We start from the raw sequence: 15,612 nt of genomic DNA on the forward strand, positions 1-15,612 counted from the left end.
GCAGTGCCGCGAACAAAGAAGGACACATGACTCAGAAGCACAGCATGAGCGCACGCGGCCTCGCCGTGGGCTACGGCGACCGGACGGTCATCGAAGGCTTGGACGTGGACTTTCCTCGCGGGCAGATCACCACAATCATCGGCCCCAATGGCTGCGGCAAATCCACGTTGTTGCGAGCCATGTCTCGTCTCCTTCCGGCGAATGAGGGCGAAGTGCTGTTAGACGGCGCCGATATCTCATCCATCAGGCGCAAGGACCTCGCACGGACCATCAGCGTGCTGCCACAAACCCCTACCGCCCCGGAGGGACTCAACGTGGCTGATCTCGTCTCGCGCGGTCGGCACCCACACCAATCGTGGATCCGTCAGTGGTCGTCCACGGACGAAGCCGAGGTGCACAAGGCGCTGGAAATGACTGGCTCGATGGGGCTGGCGGAGCGCACCCTGGATTCTCTGTCCGGAGGGCAGCGGCAGCGTGTGTGGATCTCCATGGTTCTTGCGCAGAACACGGACATCCTGTTCCTGGACGAGCCCACCACCTACCTGGATCTGGCCACGTCGGTAGAGATTTTGGAGCTGGTGCAGCGTCTACGCCGAGAGCTGGATCGGACTGTGGTGATGGTGCTGCACGATCTCAACTTGGCTGTACGCTACAGCGATAATCTCGTGGTGATGAAGGATGGACAGGTCCTCGCCACCGGGCGTCCCAGCGAGGTCATTACCCCAGAGCTACTGCTCGAGGCGTTTGCCCTCAACGCGCTAGTCATCGAGGATCCTGTCACCGGCGGTCCGCTGATCGTCCCCAAGTGACGATCAGGGCTTAGTCCTCCATCAGCTCCTGGGCGGGAGTCTTCTTGGACTTCCGCCAGTTGATCATCGCGGAAATCACCACCGGAGTCACAGACACCAGCACGATGACGATGGCGATCATGTCGATGCGATCCGCAATGCCCGGGATATCCCCCAGCAGCACGCCAATGCCGACCATGCTGACAATCCACAGCACTGCACCCGTGACGTTCCATCCCACGAACTTCTTGTACGGCATCTCCGCGGTACCAGCGGCCACGGGAATGTAGGTACGCACGATCGGGATGAAGCGCCCCAGTACCAGAGCCAACGGCCCGTACTTCAGGAAGAAAGCCTCGGCTTGTTCGAGGTGCTCGGTTATGAGGATCTTGGCGTCGGGCTTAAACAACTTGCGGCCAAAGCGGTGGCCGAGCCAGAAACCTACCTGGTCGCCCAAGAACGCCGCGACGATGGCCACGCCCACCAGAATCGGAACGTTCAAGCCCAGCTGATCGCGCAAGATTGCCGCGGTGACCAGCATGGAATCGCCGGGGAGGAACGGGAAGAGCACGCCGGATTCAATAAAGATAATCAGCGCAATGCCGCCGAGCGCCCAGCCGCCAAAGTTCTGGAGCAGGGTGGTGGCGTCCATGAGGTCGCTTAAGTGCACAGGGAATCCCTTCTAGAAAACAACTGGTCTATTCTTACCCCGGTTTCTGACCGGAATACAGGCAGCTCGCCCCTAGCGTGCATCCGTTATCCCCATGAGTGCCCGTCCCCTAGCCAGCAACAGCAAAACCGCCCCAGCACGTTCATGCGGGGCGGTTCGGCAGTTGATTCAGACTACTTCGTGGCGTCTGCCAACGGCTGCTCGATCTTGTCCAGCAGGTAGTTCAGGCTCAGCACGGTCTGCCATCCGAAGGCCTTTTCCAGGTCGCCTTCCAGGTAGACACTGTGTCCGTCCTTCACGGCGGGCAGCTTGCCCACGATCGGATCCTCGGTCACAGAAGCCTTGCTCTGCTTCGGAGAGTAAGACAGTTGATCCCACACCAGCACGTCAGAGTTGATCTGGTCTGCGTTTTCCTTGGAGACCTCACCGTAGAACTTGTCCTTGGTGATGCCCGCGTAGGCCGGGTTGATCTTGAATCCCAGCTCGGTGAAGAAGCGGCTACGCGGATCGCCCTCGGCAAAGACAGCCAGGCTCTCGTCGGAGACAGTGGCCACGCCGAGTTCCTTTTCGGCCCATTCTGGGTGGCGGCCCTTGAGCTCTGCGAACTTCTCCTTGACCTGCTCCACCTGGCGCTTTGCCTCTTCAGGCTTGCCCACGGCCTGCCCGATCTCTTCCGTGGTCACGTCCCATGGTTGCTGTAGTTCTTCGTATTCGCCCTTTTGTACGACGACAGGGGCGATCTCAGACAGCTTCTTGTACGTGTCTTCATCGATGTCCGAGTACACGGCCACGATGAGGTCTGGATTGTCCTTGGCGATGGCTTCCGCGTTGACTTCTGTGTCCTTGTCGATCCGAGGAGTGTCGCCCTCGATCTTGTCATTGGACCAGTTGCCCGCAGCCTGACCATCCGGGGTCATTCCGTCCCAGTACTTCACGGAGACAGGAGTAACTCCCAGCGCCAGCAGTGCGTCCTGATCCGTGTAGCCCAAGGAGACCACGCGCTGCGGGGCTTCCTTGATTTCGGTGGAGCCGTAGCGGTGCTCGATGGTGGTGGGGAATGCGCCCTGCTCGGCGTTGACTGCCTGGGAGTCCCCGGAATTTCCGGACTGGTCATCAGTCGAGCAAGCGGTCAGTGCCGCGCCCAAGGTCAGCACAGCAGCGGTGCTAACGAGAATCTTCTTGAGTGTCATTTTTCTCCGTTGTTACTGGTGACGGATTTCCGCGCGAGGCGTGGCCCGTACACAAAAGGGAAAGGTCAAACCTTTGGTTGGATATATCCAGCCCTATGTCCAAAGAATTCGGTGGCGGTCAGTTCCGAGTTGTCGTCGAGACGAACACGATCCAGAACAATCGCCGGCGCCGGCACGTTGGCACGGGGCGATCCACAGACCACCGCGATTCCTCCCTCGTGAGGGATGGTGACTCGGCCGGGGGTTCCGCCGAAGCGGCCCTGCGAGACGTGCGCGGAAAGCACGCGGACGCGCTGGCCTCGGAATTCAAAGTAAGCATTGGGGTACGGGTCGGACTGCGCCCTGACCAGCAAGGCGATATCTTCCGCAGGTTGGGTGAAATCTATGCGAGATTCCTGCTCGCCGCGCTTGTGGAAGTACGTAGCGCGGGTGGGATCTTGAGGTTGCGCAGTGGCGGTGCCTTGGGCGACGTCACTCAATGCGCGTTCCACGAGGGGCTCGATGAGGTCGATGGTCTTGGCCACGAGATCCGTGGTGGTGTCCTGCGGACCCACGGGGATCGCGCGCTGGGCAACGATGGGTCCGCCGTCCAGCACTTCATCCATCTCGTGCACAGTGACGCCCACGTGAGTTTCCCGGTTCAACAGCGCCCACAGGATGGGCGAAAATCCGGCGTACTCGGGCAGGAGACCATCGTGGACATTCAATGCGCCGTGCTTGGCCAGGCTGAAAACCTCGGGAGGAAGCCAGGTTCGCCAATTGTTGGCCACGATGATGTCTGGTGCAGCATCGCGCAACGCCTCAATGACGTCTTGACCCACGCGCTCAGTGACACACACCTGGAGCTCATGTTCGCTGGCGAGCTCCTCAACGGAGTCTGCCCACATTTGCTCATAAGGGTGATCGCTGGCAGGGTGCGTAACTACCAAAACTACTTCATGACCAGCATTGATGACCGCAGACAACGTCCGGTGTCCCCACGACTGATAGCCGAAAACAGCAACTCGCATGCAGGGGATGTTAGCTTAGGTTTACCTATGTAGTCAATGATGAAAGTGGCGCAATTTTCATGCCAGACTCCCCGGACGTGACCACCCTTCACCGAATCTCGGTGCCCGCGGATGCGGAAGCCCTCGTTTTCCCGGACCCCTACCGCTCGAACGTCGAGCTCACCGAATCGATGTCCACCGTCGATGTGCGCATCCCGACGCACTCAGCAGTGACCTATAGCTTTCAATCCGGCGAGCTGAAATATCCCGATCCACATAACGCACACGGCGCAGGCCCACAGGCGAGCCTATTGAGCGGCGATTCTGTGGACCAGACACTCTGGCCGCCTCGCTCCCCAGAAGTCATCGCGGACTTGCCCGGCGCACGCCTGTCCATCGACCGGAAGGTATTCGGCAGGCGCTGCACCGCGCGCCTCGATGACCGCGGTGCGGATACCACCGTGGTGTTTTTGGATGGCGATGACTGGATCCATCTGCATGACCTCACGGGCGCACTGGACCGGGCAGTCACGGCAGGGCTTATCCCCCAGATCAACCGCGTCTTCCTGCCGGCAGCCAAAGACCGCAGCGAGGAGTACACCTCCCAAACATTCGCCAGCGCACTGGCCACCGAGCTTCCGCCGATCATCAACAGCAGCCACATAGTCCTGGTGGGGCAAAGCTTCGGCGGTCTCTCCGCCCTGCGCGCAGCTCTTACGGCTTCCACCGAAACCACGCCTGCAATCAAAGGAGCCATCGCCCAGTCCCCTGCCGTCTGGTGGTCCGCTGACCGTTCTGCAGAGCTCGCGGACACGCTCTCGGACGGGCCCGCAGGAGGCGACATTGCCGCACAGCTCACTGGCCCCTCACTCGAAAATCCTGCGGCTCACAGTGGCTCCGGTCTGGCACGCATCGTACTGACGTGCGGTGCAGAAGAGCCGCCCATGCAACGACACGTGGATGCAGTGGCCGATGCCCTGACACGCCGCGGCTTTCCCACCACCAATCACCGCACGCCCGGTGGCCACGACCCTGCGATGTGGCGCCACGGGATCATCCCGGCACTCGCCGAATTGCTGGGCTGAATCTACGAGCGCGCCTCCACAAACTCCGCCACGCGCTCGACTGTCCGCAGACCGTAGAATTCGCGCACGCCAACCTCCACTCCCAGCTCTCCACGCAGCAGTGCGCAGAGCTTGATGACCGCCATGGAGTGCCCACCCATGTCAAAGTAATCAGCATCCACCGGCACGTCCTCGGGCTCAATATCTAGCGATTCGGCAAACAGCTCCGCCGTGATCTCCTCGGTTTCGTTCGCCGGTTCGCGGCCCTTCTCCGTGATCCTTTCTCCCTCACCCAGTGCAGCAAGGTCGGTCTTTCCATTCGACGTCACCGGCAACTCATCCACGATCGACCATCGATCCGGGATCATGTAGCTGGGCAGTTCCTCGCGCAATGCATTACGCACGCCAGTCAGGAAACTCTGCCGCTCCCCCTGGTCCGCATCGCGCAGTTGTGGGGCCACGAGGTGACAGGCCAGGAGTGTGGCGTCGGATATACGAACAGGAACGGTCACGCAGTGGAGGATGCGGGGATCAACGCCGCGGGACACGGCGGCCGAGACGTCGCCGGGATCCACGCGGTGACCACGAATTTTCACCTGATCGTCGCTGCGTCCGAGGTACTCGAACATGCCATCCGCACGCACGCGGACGATGTCTCCCGTGCGATACATCCGCTCACCCGGGGCGCCCCACGGGCAGGCGACCATGGAGCTGGCGGTGCGCGCCGCGAGCCCATGATACTCCTGCGCTAAGCCGCTGCCCGCGAGGTAGAGCTCACCCGGCGCTCCTGTAGGAACGGGGCGCAACCACGGGTCCAAAACGAACGCCGCCGTGCGATCCACCGGCATTCCGATCACGGGCGTGGCGCTCTCATCCGTGCCAGCACCCAGGGCGTTGATGGTGTACTCGGTGGGTCCATAGAGGTTGTATCCGCGCACGTCATCGGCCTTTCGCAAGGTCTCCCACACGCCGTGCGAGACAGCCTCGCCGCCCAAGAGCACCAGCCGCGGGCGATGCGCGCCGGATTCCAGCATCCCCTCCGCGAGCAGCTGCTCGGCAACGGTCGGGGTGACGTTGATGACATCCACCTGATGCGCGCGAATGGCCTCAACCATGGCCGCAGCATCGCGTCGCAAATCCTCGGAGAAGATCCGCACCTCGTGGCCTTCCACCAGCCAAAACAGCTCTTCCCACGACATATCGAAGGCGAAGCTGATGGCATGCGCGATCCGCAACGTCCGCCCATCGGCAGCAGCTGGGGCGAAGATCTTGCGCCGGTGATTGTCCAGCATGTTGTGCAGCCCGCGATGCTTGATCACCACGCCCTTGGGCTTGCCGGTCGATCCGGAGGTGTACATCAGGTAGGCATCGTCCCCGGGCACCGCCGCAGGCGTGTGGGTGGTGGCGTGGGAATCGGCAGTGGTGACGTCGACGCAAGGAAGCGCACCGATCCGCTCCATGCGCTCCCGAGAACTCGAGTCCACCAGCGCGGCTGCGGGCTGGCTGTCCTCCACGAGGACCCGGAGCCGCCCATCGGGGTGCGTCAGATCAAGCGGCGCGTAGCGCACCCCTGCCCACAGGGCTCCCAGCAGAGCCACCACCGAATGCGCGGAGCGCTCCACCGCAATGGCGACAGTATCGCCGCTGGTCACGCCGCAATTCTTGATCTTTTCCGCAATGTCGGAACAGCGAGCAATCAGCTCACCGAACGTCCACTGCTGTGCGTCATCCGCTAGCGCGATGCGATCTGGGAAGCGCTGGGCGGTGTCCTTGAGCTCATCCGCAATGGTGCGGTCAATGCCTTCGGCCTTCTGCCAGGAAGCCATCTGCTCCGTCGTGCTTTGCGGGGAAGAATCCTCCGCTCGGGCTGGCGCCAACTGGGCCAGCTGAGCGAGCGGGACCTCTGGTGTGTCCACAAACGCGGTCAGGACTTCGGTCGCGGCCTTGAGCACGGAATGTGCGAGGGACTCGTCCACCACGTCGTGGCGGAATTCCAGCTTGATGCCCAGCTTCGGCCCCGGAGTGAATACCCAGGTCAGAGGGAAGTGCGTGGAATCCTCCGCGCGCTCCTCCACAACCCCGTGGCGTTCCCGAAGTTCCGCTGCTGCCTGCGGATCGAGGAAGTTCTGCACCACCACCATGGAATCGAACAGCGTGCCTACCCCCAGCTGCCGCTGGATGGCGCCGAGGTCCGCGGAATCGTGGTCCATATCCTCGATGCGCTGGCGATAAACATCCTGGACCAGTTCTTCTATGCTCTGGCCGGGCCGAGCTGTCACTCGCACTGGCACTGTGTTGAGCAGCACTCCCACCACATCAGACATGGCGGGGTCGCTCAAGGCATCGCGGCCACTGACAGACTGACCAAACACCACATCCGAATCCCCTGTGACAGCACCCAAGGCCACGGCCACGGCTGCGTTGACCACGGAGGTCAACGTCACGGCCTGCGCCCGGATCTTTTCCTGCAGTGCGCCGGTCAGCTGCTCGCTGACCTCGGCAAACACCTGGCGAGGCAACTCGCTACCAGCGTGCTCTGAAGAGATATCCGCGGCCTGCGGGGCAACGAGCGTGGGCTGAGACAACGTCTCTAGGCGATGTACCCAATAGTCGCTATCTGCCTGCTCTTTGCGAGTGTCAACGGACTCGAGCAGGGCGTCAGCAATAGAACAACCGCGAGGAACCAACTCTCCCGCACCCTGCGTGCGGGCCTGGCCGGACCTCAACGTCAGCCTCTCGAGGAAGGTTTGCAGCATCACTGCACGCGACCAACCATCGACCAGAACCAGGTGGTAGGTAAGAAGCAGCGTGTCGCCAGGCTGTCCGTCACTTCGGCCGGTGACGATGGTTGCCTTCGCCAGCGGCACGGATGCGAGATCGATGCCCGCGCTGCGATCAGCGTGCATGATCGCCTCGAGATCCCCTTCGGTGGTCTCGACGGGGAGGTCAATGCCCTGTCCACTCCACGGCAAGTTCTGCACGGGTTGGCCGGAAGCATCGGTGTGGAACTCCGCGCCCATGGCTGGATGCACGGTCACTGTGTCCCGGAAGGCTTCCACCACGGCCTCGGCATCCAGTCTCCGGTCAAACGTCAACGCAGTCTGTGCAACGTAGGCACCCGGTGCTGCCACCTGTGACTGGAACCAGATTCCGCGCTGCAGCACGCTCAGCGGAGCGCGGCGTCCTGAGGATTGCTCGCGGCTGACGTGCTCCTGCAACTCGCGAGCAACCTCGCCGATGGCGCTGCGCAAACGCTCGGCGGAAATCACCGCATTCACCACGGACAGCTCCATGCTTACGGCCCGCTCGCTAGACCACACATCGGCCTCCACCAGGTAATCCGTCCACTGGCAGGCGGCATCGCCCGGCGCGTGGAGGACAGCGCCAGTCTCTCCCCGTCCGAGGTAGTTGACCAGGATCTGTGCCCCATGGGCCAGGGTTCGCTGCCCTTGCGGGTGTGTGTATCGCAGTGCCTGATAAGTGCGGCGGTCCGGGGCTGTGCCGTCCTCGTGGAGCGCGCGCATTTCCGCTGCGGCACGTGCTGCATCCGCTGGATCAGCCAACGGGATTTCCACCGGCGCGATGGTGGTAAACCATCCGAGGGTTCGACCATAGGAATGATCAGCCGGACGTCCGTGGCCTTCTACGTCCACGGCCCAGCTCCGCGCGTCCGTGCCCATTGTTCGAGCCACCGCGACGGTCACCAGTCCTGCCACGAGGTCCTGAACGTCCACACCCATCACGTCGGGTGCAACGCTCTGCAGGACCTGCGCGGTCTGTCCGTCAATGTTCACTTCGAGCGTGCTCACATGATCCGTACTCCACTGGTTCGAGTCCTCGACGGGCCGTGGCAGCGTAGCCAGTTCACTCCAGTGCAGGGCATCCTGAGCTGCTGCGGTGTGAGCATCGTGCAGTTCTTGCAGGCAAAGATCCTTGTAGCTCGCCTGCCCGGAGAGAATCCTGCGCCCTGCGAGCGCATCGCGCAGATCGTCTTCCAGAATCATCCAACTGGCGCTATCGATCACCGCGTGATGAGCAACGGCCTTGACGTACCCATCCACACACCCGAGCACCACGCTACGACCAGCAGCAATATCGATGTGATCGATCAATGCATCCACGTCCAAAGCCCGCACAACCATAGGGCCGTCTCCCTCGGCACCAACAAAGTGCGCGAACGCAGAACTGGTGTCCACGCGCGTACGAAGCATCGGATGTGCCTGCGCTACCTGCTGCAGGGCCTGTTCCAAGTCCTCCACAGCGACTGGCCCCAGATCCAAGCGGCGCGCCTGCACAAAGCGGTCGCTCATGCCTCTTTCCATCTGCCTGCGCAGCATCGCCGGGATGGGGAAAGCCCCCGAGATCTCCTGGTGCCCGTCCTTGGGCAGGGCTTCTTCCTGGCTCTGCCTTGTTTCCTGGATTTTCTGCTGGGTGGCCTGCGGCGTGACCCGCTCGGCAATCTTGCGTGGCGTGCGGCCCAAGAAGAAGTCCCGCGGAGTCACGTTGAGATCAGCGCGCGCCAGCGCGTGAGTAACGCGGATGGCAAGAATACTGTCTCCACCTAAGCGGAAGAAGTCCGAGTCCGGCTCCACCTCGGCGCGGTCCAAGCGAAGTGCATCAGCAATTGCCTGCGAGATCGCCTCCACCAGATCCGAGGTGCCCGAAGCCTGCTGAGCAGCAGGAATCTCACCCAGAAGGTCCAGGATCGCGCGCTCATCCCGCTTGCCATTGATGGTCTGCGGCACCTGCGTACTCACCGCGAATAGCTGCGGAACCATGTAGGCAGGGAGCGCGTCTCGGGCCGCTGCGGCAGCTCGGGAGGTGATCGCCTTTGCGTCGGCACGAGAATCCGTAATCAACAACGCACCCGGCACCTGGCCTTCGGGCAGATCGACGACCACCACGGTGGCCTCCCGCACACCGCTGACCTTCTCCAGCGCGCTCTCGATCTCCCCCAGCTCCACGCGATAACCGCGCAGCTGCACCTGCCTATCGGCGCGGCCCACGTAATCCAGATGACCGTTGTTCAGCACCTTTGCCATGTCATTGCTGCAGTACATCCGCGCGCCGCCGCCAACGAAAGGATCGGCCACGAAGCGGGAGGCCGTGGTAGAAGCAAGCCCCCAATAACCCGCGGTGACCTGCGGCCCGGCAACGTACATCATGCCGGTCTCTCCAGGCTGCACCGGCTGTAATTGCGCGTCCAGAACATAGGTACGCAACCCGTCCATCGGGCGGCCGATCGGGCTGCGGGCCTCCCCTGCATTCTCGGAGCATTCGTGTGCTGTGACGTGCACTGTCGTCTCCGTGATGCCATACATGTTGATAAACCGAACATTCGGATGAGCACTGCAGTAGGCAGCCTCCGCGCGGGCCTCCAAGGCCTCGCCGCCGAAGATCACCGTGCGCACCGCAGAGTCCTGCCCGAGGTGCGGCTCCAACGCGGCAAAGGCGGTTGGGGTCTGGCTCAGCACCGTGATGGCTTCGGCACGCAACACCTCTGCGGCATCCTCGGGCGAGCGCATCAGCGCATACGGCATCACCACGGCACGCCCGCCGGAGCTCAGCGCTGCCCACATCTCCCACACCGAAAAGTCAAAGGCGAAGCTGTGGCTGATCGACCACACGTCCTCCTGCGAAAACTCCACGTGGCTGCGAGCATTGCCCAGCATCGCGGTCACGTTGGCGTGTGTGACGGCCACGCCCTTCGGCCGCCCTGTGGAGCCGGAGGTGTAGATCACGTAGGCGATGTCATTGGCACGGGCCACGCTTGCCGACCGGCCCGCAGGCGGCTTCGCTTCCCCGCTCATCGTCTGTTCACTGACCACGAGGACGGGACAATCTACCAGCTCAGAGACCATTTTTTCCGCGCTGGGAGACACCAGCACGGCATCGGGCTGGCAATCCTCCAGGATCAATTCCACCCGCGCTTGCGGGGACAACGGATCCACGGGAACGTAGGTGCCGGCGGACATCGTGGTCGCCAGAATGGCCGCAACCTGCCACGCATCGCGCTCCATGAGCAGGGCTACTCTCGGGGTGTGGATGGCAACCTTCCGGTCCAGCACAGCGCGTATACGCTGAGCGGCGTCGTCTAGTTCTTCGTAGGTCCAATGCTCCGCAGCACCGTCTTCTCCGATGCTGGTCAGGGCGGGCCGGTCGCGGGAGTGCTCGAAGCTGCGTCGCCACAAAGAAGGAAGCGTGTCCACACCAGATACCGCACCCAACGCCTCTGCAACCTCACCCACGGTCGCCACCGCACCGGATTCAGACAGCAAAGAATCCACACTCACCGCGAGCATCTGCGCGATCCTTTCGGCACGTACCTCGGTGATTCGCTGCGGATCGTAGATCAGGCGCAGTGGGTGCTCAGCGGAAGGGTTGACCACGACGGACAGGGGAAAGTGCGGCGCGCCATTGTTGCGCACGTCAGCAACCTGTAGTGGCGAGCCGGGGCAGCCCACGTCCTGTGGAGATAGCGGCACCTCCACCACCATCAACGTATCCAGCAGTTCGCTGGCGTTGGTTCCCAGGTCGCGGGCAATATCAGCCAGGCTGACGTGCTGCACATCGCGGACCTGATTGTTGTGATGGACCATGGCGTGCAGCATGCTGGTCACCGGCAGGGTGGGATCAGATTGCCCCGGCGCGACCACCGGGATGGTGTTGAGCTGCATGCCCACGGCATCGGCCACGCCAAGAACGGGAATGTCACGGCCGGAAACGGAAGTGGCAAACACCACGTCAGCCCCAGGTTCGCAGCCCACCAAGGTGCGAAGGACCAGCCCCCACGCCGCGTGCACCACATCCGGCAGGCCCACACCCGCTGCCCGAGCACGCTCAGACAAGCCAACAGTCCGCGGATCGTCTACCAGCAACTCCCGGCGCTCGAGCGAACTCGAAGGATTAGGGCACAGCACCGTGGGGCGTACCTCGCGCATTTCCTCGCGCCAGACGGACATATCGGCTTCCGCGTCTCTGCGCGCCACCCATCGCACGCTGCCGGCCATTCCGGCGTCCGGGTCGTAGCGCGGGATTCGGGCATCGTCATCCCGGTAGATCTCCAGGAGATCCCGCAGCATGATGGGCACGGACCATCCGTCGGCGATCAGGTGATGCACCGTCTGGATCACGGCGATGTCCTGGCCACACACCGCACCATCGACACTGGTCGGGAGCACAACGGTCCATCGCATGAGCGGCTCGGGCGCGGCATCACCGGGCGGCTGCAAGGAGATTCCCCGCGAGAGGTCATCAGCGGCAATCTCTTCCGTACGCTGCACGAGCCACCCGTCTAATCCAGGCCCAGCCAACTCGGCAGGCACCGTCACGTCCCGAAAGTCCACCCGCAAATGCTCGGCAATCCCCGGATCAATCACGGCAACCACATCGCCACCGTCAGTTTCCCAAGGGCGGGTGCTCAGTGCGGGGTGGCGTCGGATCAAATTACGCGCAGCGCGGGCGAATCGCTCCCGGTCAAACGGTTCGCTGCATTCCACCCGCAAGACCTGTTGCTCCACATACGAGCTGGCCGATTCCTCGAATAGCGAGTGGAAGTACATGCCGTGCTGCAGCGGGGTCAGCGGCAGCACGTCCTGCAGCTCCGCGGAGCTCTGCGCAGTGATTCGTGCCAGGTCCGCAGAGTTCACGGGTGCGGGGGCAACGTCGCCCACGGACAACACGCCGTGATCGGCAAGCGCTGCCACCTCGCGCAATGCCACATCCCAGTGCGCGACCAATTCGTCGATCCGTTCGGGGGAGATCCTGCCGCGCGCCCAGGAGATCGTGGTGCGCAGGACGTATCCCTCGCCGGTGTCTTCGGCGATCGCGTTGAACTCCAGCTCGCGGACCAACGGCTGGTCCGGGTCGCGTTGCTCGCCGAGTTGGCCGGTGGAACCCGCGGGAGCGAAATCTTGTGCTCCTGCGGATACGCGCCCCAAGTAGTTGAACAGCACCTGTGCCTGCGGAGGGGTCTTCGCGGACTGATGCAACCAGGTGTGGGCCTGGTAAGGAACGCCGTTGCCGGGGATGGCCGCGAGCTGGTCTTTCACTGCGTTGAGTGCCAGCGCTAGCGGGGCGATGCTGCCCTCGACCTCTGTGGAGGCCTCCTGCACTGCCGCCCGGGTGGGGTCGATCAGCATGGGATATAGGCAGGTGAACCAGCCCACCGTGCGTGAAAGGTCTGCTTCCCTGCCCTGTGGCCCGGGTACGAATCGGGTTTCGCGGCCGTGCCCCTCCATCTCCACCAGGGTCCATGTTTGTTTGTTTCGACGCCAACGCGCCAACGCCACGCTCAATGCCGTAAGCAATACGGAATTCGCCCCCGTGCGGAAAGCGTGGGGCACCGCACCCAGTAATTCGTCCGTGATCTGCACTGATGCCTCATGTACCACGCTGCGCTCCTCACGGACTGTGGGCGCTTTCTCGGGACTATCAGCAAGCGCTGGCACCTGCGGGTCCCGCAGAGGTTCATCTGCACTCGGCAATGGGGGCAGGGAACTATTGGCATCCTCCGCGAATTCGCCAGTATCAACGGCCTGTTGCAGCAGCTGCGTCCATCGGCGCAGGGACGTCCGCTCCGGCGCGAGCTGTTCCCCGCGATACGCCGCGGCGAGGTCCTCGCCGATAATGTTCCATGACACGCCATCGACCACCAGGTGATGCACCACAAGGCGCAATCTTCCGGGCACCAGCCCAGCCGCTACCACCACTCCGACTGCCGGATCCAGCAGTTCAGAAAGCGCAGCGATGTCCGTGGTGGGGTGGATCGCCACCGCTTCTTCGGCAGATTCCTCCGGGAGTTCCAGCCGCAAGGGATTCCGCTGCACACGGGCCCGCAGTGCAGGGTGCGCCTGCAGCACGTCAGCCACCATTCGCCCGGCCAGCTGCGCATCCACATCTTCTGGAACTGAAAACTCCACGGACTGAATGAAGCCGTCCACGTGATCAGTAATGGAATCGAACCAGCGCAGAATCGGCAGCGACTGCACCTCACCGGTTGGTTCATCGTCTGGATCCTGCACGAAGGTTCCGCGCTCTTCGGCGCACCGAGCCAGTTGCTGTGGAGTGCGCGCAGAGAAAATATCTCCCACACTCACCTCCACCCCGCGCCGTCCCAGAGCCGAGACCAGGGTGATGGCCCGCAGGCTATCGCCACCGATATCGAAGAAGTCCGTCTCCGCACCCACCGCGCTAACCCCCAATGCTTCAGCCATTGCCTCCGCGAGCAGAGCAACGGTTTCCCCGTCACGTTCAGCATCGGCCGGGGCATCAGTGAGCGAGCTCCAATCAGGTTCCGGCAGTGCCTTCCGATCCACTTTTCCGTTGGCCGTCCGCGGCAACTCATCCATGACGGTGATAATCGCGGGCACCATGTATTCGGGCAGTACCTCGGCACACCAACTACGGATCGCAGCACCCACGAGGCCCGCAGTCACCGTCACGTAGCCCAGCAGTCGCCCCTCCCGAGCAATCACGCTCGCCGCCTCCACATCTGGGTGTCCCACCAGCGCAGATTCCACGTCCTCCAACTCCAGACGCATGCCACGGATTTTCACCTGATTATCGGCCCGCCCCACGAATTCCAGCGAGCCGTCGTTGTGCCGGCGCACCAGGTCTCCCGTGCGGTACATCCGGGTTCCGTCCGACGCAAACACATCCGCAACAAAGCGGCTGGCCGTGAGTCCTGGGGCATTGATATACCCCTTGGCCAGCAGGAATCCGGCCACATAGAGTTCACCAATTTCTTGGTCTGGAACCACCCGCAGGTGCTCATCGAGCACATAGAGCCGACAGTTGGGATTGGCCACACCGATGCTCGTGTTGAGGCGATCCTCGTCGTCACGGTAGATGACGTGGGAGACACCGATGGTAGCTTCCGCTGGCCCGTACCCGTGGTACAGCGGGATGGCCAGCTGCTGGCGAAATCGACGGAACAGCGCCTGGGTGAGCATCTCTCCGCCACACCAGACATGCCGCAAGCTGTCTAATAGATTCGTGCCTTCGGCCTGTTTGAGCATGACGTCGAGAACACTCGAAACCAGATACGCAAACGTCACGCCCTCGCGATGGATGAGGCGGGCCAAGCGTTGGGGGTCTTGCTCCACGCCCGGCGCGGCCACCACCACGCGGCCCCCGCAAACCAGCGGCAGGAAGATCTCATTGATGGAGATATCAAAGGCCAGCGGTGCCTTGAACAGGGAGGCATCATCGCGGCCGAAGAACAGGATCTGATCGCGCTGCCAGAGCAAGCGCTCCACGATCGCACCGTGGCGGATCATTGCGCCCTTTGGGCGGCCGGTGCTGCCAGAGGTAAAGATGACGTACGCAACGCTGTCCGTGGACGGCGGGGTGAACAGCTCGCGGGTGGCATCGAGGTCGAATAGCGCGTCTTCGGTGAGCGCGCAGTTGTCCGGCGTGAGTACGAAGCTCAGGCTGGCATCGTGGGTGACGGATTCCCGGCGCGCCTGCGGCCACGAGGGGTCTAGCGGGACAAAACTGCCACCGGCGAGCAACGTGGCGACGATACCCACCACCATCTCCGCGCTGCGCGGCAGGGAGATTCCCACACTCTGACCAGCGTCAATACCGTGTTCCCGCAAATTTCGCGCTACAGCAGTTGCATGGGCGACGAGCTGCGCATAGGTCAGTCTGTGCCGGTCATCCACCACTGCGAGCGCATCCGGGGTCTCCTGCGCATGCTGCAGGAGCAGGCTAATCAGGTCCGGGCGATCGCGATCCTGATCCGTGTCATTCCATATGCGCTGCTGGGCGATCCGATCCTGTTCACTGCGGCCATGACCGATGACGGCGCCGCCATCTCGAGAAGCAAGCGTATCGCCAGAGGAAAACGGAGTGTGAGCAGACGATCGGGTGGGCACAAAGAGCCTTTCGGTTGATGGGGAAACAGGG

General features: G+C 62.7%; 6 protein-coding genes. 2 read left to right on the forward strand and 4 right to left on the reverse strand.

From position 1 onward, the window contains the following. Positions 1–26: 26 nt before the first annotated feature. Positions 27–809, forward strand: coding sequence for an ABC transporter ATP-binding protein (locus CJEIK_RS09655; RefSeq protein ID WP_019176090.1), 783 nt, complete (start codon positions 27–29; stop codon positions 807–809). Positions 810–819: 10 nt separating this feature from the next. Here the strand turns inward: CJEIK_RS09655 and CJEIK_RS09660 are convergent, their stop codons facing one another. The 3 genes from CJEIK_RS09660 to CJEIK_RS09670 form a co-directional block, all read right to left on the reverse strand. After that, positions 820–1,458, reverse strand: coding sequence for a DedA family protein (locus CJEIK_RS09660; protein WP_005325329.1), 639 nt, complete (start codon positions 1,456–1,458; stop codon positions 820–822). A 173-nt stretch (positions 1,459–1,631) separates the two neighbouring features. Next, the gene (locus tag CJEIK_RS09665) at positions 1,632–2,648 is read right to left on the reverse strand and encodes an iron-siderophore ABC transporter substrate-binding protein (protein ID WP_005291893.1); all 1,017 of its coding nucleotides are present in this window, start codon (positions 2,646–2,648) and stop codon (positions 1,632–1,634) included. Between the two features lie 65 nt (positions 2,649–2,713). Further along, the gene (locus CJEIK_RS09670) at positions 2,714–3,658 is read right to left on the reverse strand and encodes a methionyl-tRNA formyltransferase (RefSeq protein WP_005325328.1); all 945 of its coding nucleotides are present in this window, start codon (positions 3,656–3,658) and stop codon (positions 2,714–2,716) included. Positions 3,659–3,717: 59 nt separating this feature from the next. Here CJEIK_RS09670 and CJEIK_RS09675 point away from each other — a divergent pair, with 59 nt between their 5' ends. Next, positions 3,718–4,722 carry an alpha/beta hydrolase gene (locus CJEIK_RS09675; protein ID WP_005291898.1) on the forward strand — a complete coding sequence of 335 codons (1,005 nt, stop codon included), beginning with the start codon at positions 3,718–3,720 and terminating at the stop codon, positions 4,720–4,722. 2 nt (positions 4,723–4,724) lie between these two features. Here CJEIK_RS09675 and CJEIK_RS09680 read toward each other — a convergent pair whose 3' ends face one another. Further along, complete coding sequence (locus tag CJEIK_RS09680; protein WP_011274123.1) at positions 4,725–15,581, reverse strand: non-ribosomal peptide synthetase; 10,857 nt, start codon at positions 15,579–15,581, stop codon at positions 4,725–4,727. Between the last annotated feature and the right edge of the window lie 31 nt (positions 15,582–15,612).

Origin of the sequence: Corynebacterium jeikeium, from assembly GCF_028609885.1 — a bacterium.
Lineage (GTDB): Bacteria > Actinomycetota > Actinomycetes > Mycobacteriales > Mycobacteriaceae > Corynebacterium > Corynebacterium jeikeium.

Coding starts and splice junctions, on each gene's coding strand:
- CJEIK_RS09655 (WP_019176090.1), top strand. CDS start 27: ATGACTCAGAAGCACAGCATGAGCGCACGCGGCCTCGCCGTGGGCTAC.
- CJEIK_RS09665 (WP_005291893.1), bottom strand. CDS start 2,648: ATGACACTCAAGAAGATTCTCGTTAGCACCGCTGCTGTGCTGACCTTG.
- CJEIK_RS09670 (WP_005325328.1), bottom strand. CDS start 3,658: ATGCGAGTTGCTGTTTTCGGCTATCAGTCGTGGGGACACCGGACGTTG.
- CJEIK_RS09675 (WP_005291898.1), top strand. CDS start 3,718: ATGCCAGACTCCCCGGACGTGACCACCCTTCACCGAATCTCGGTGCCC.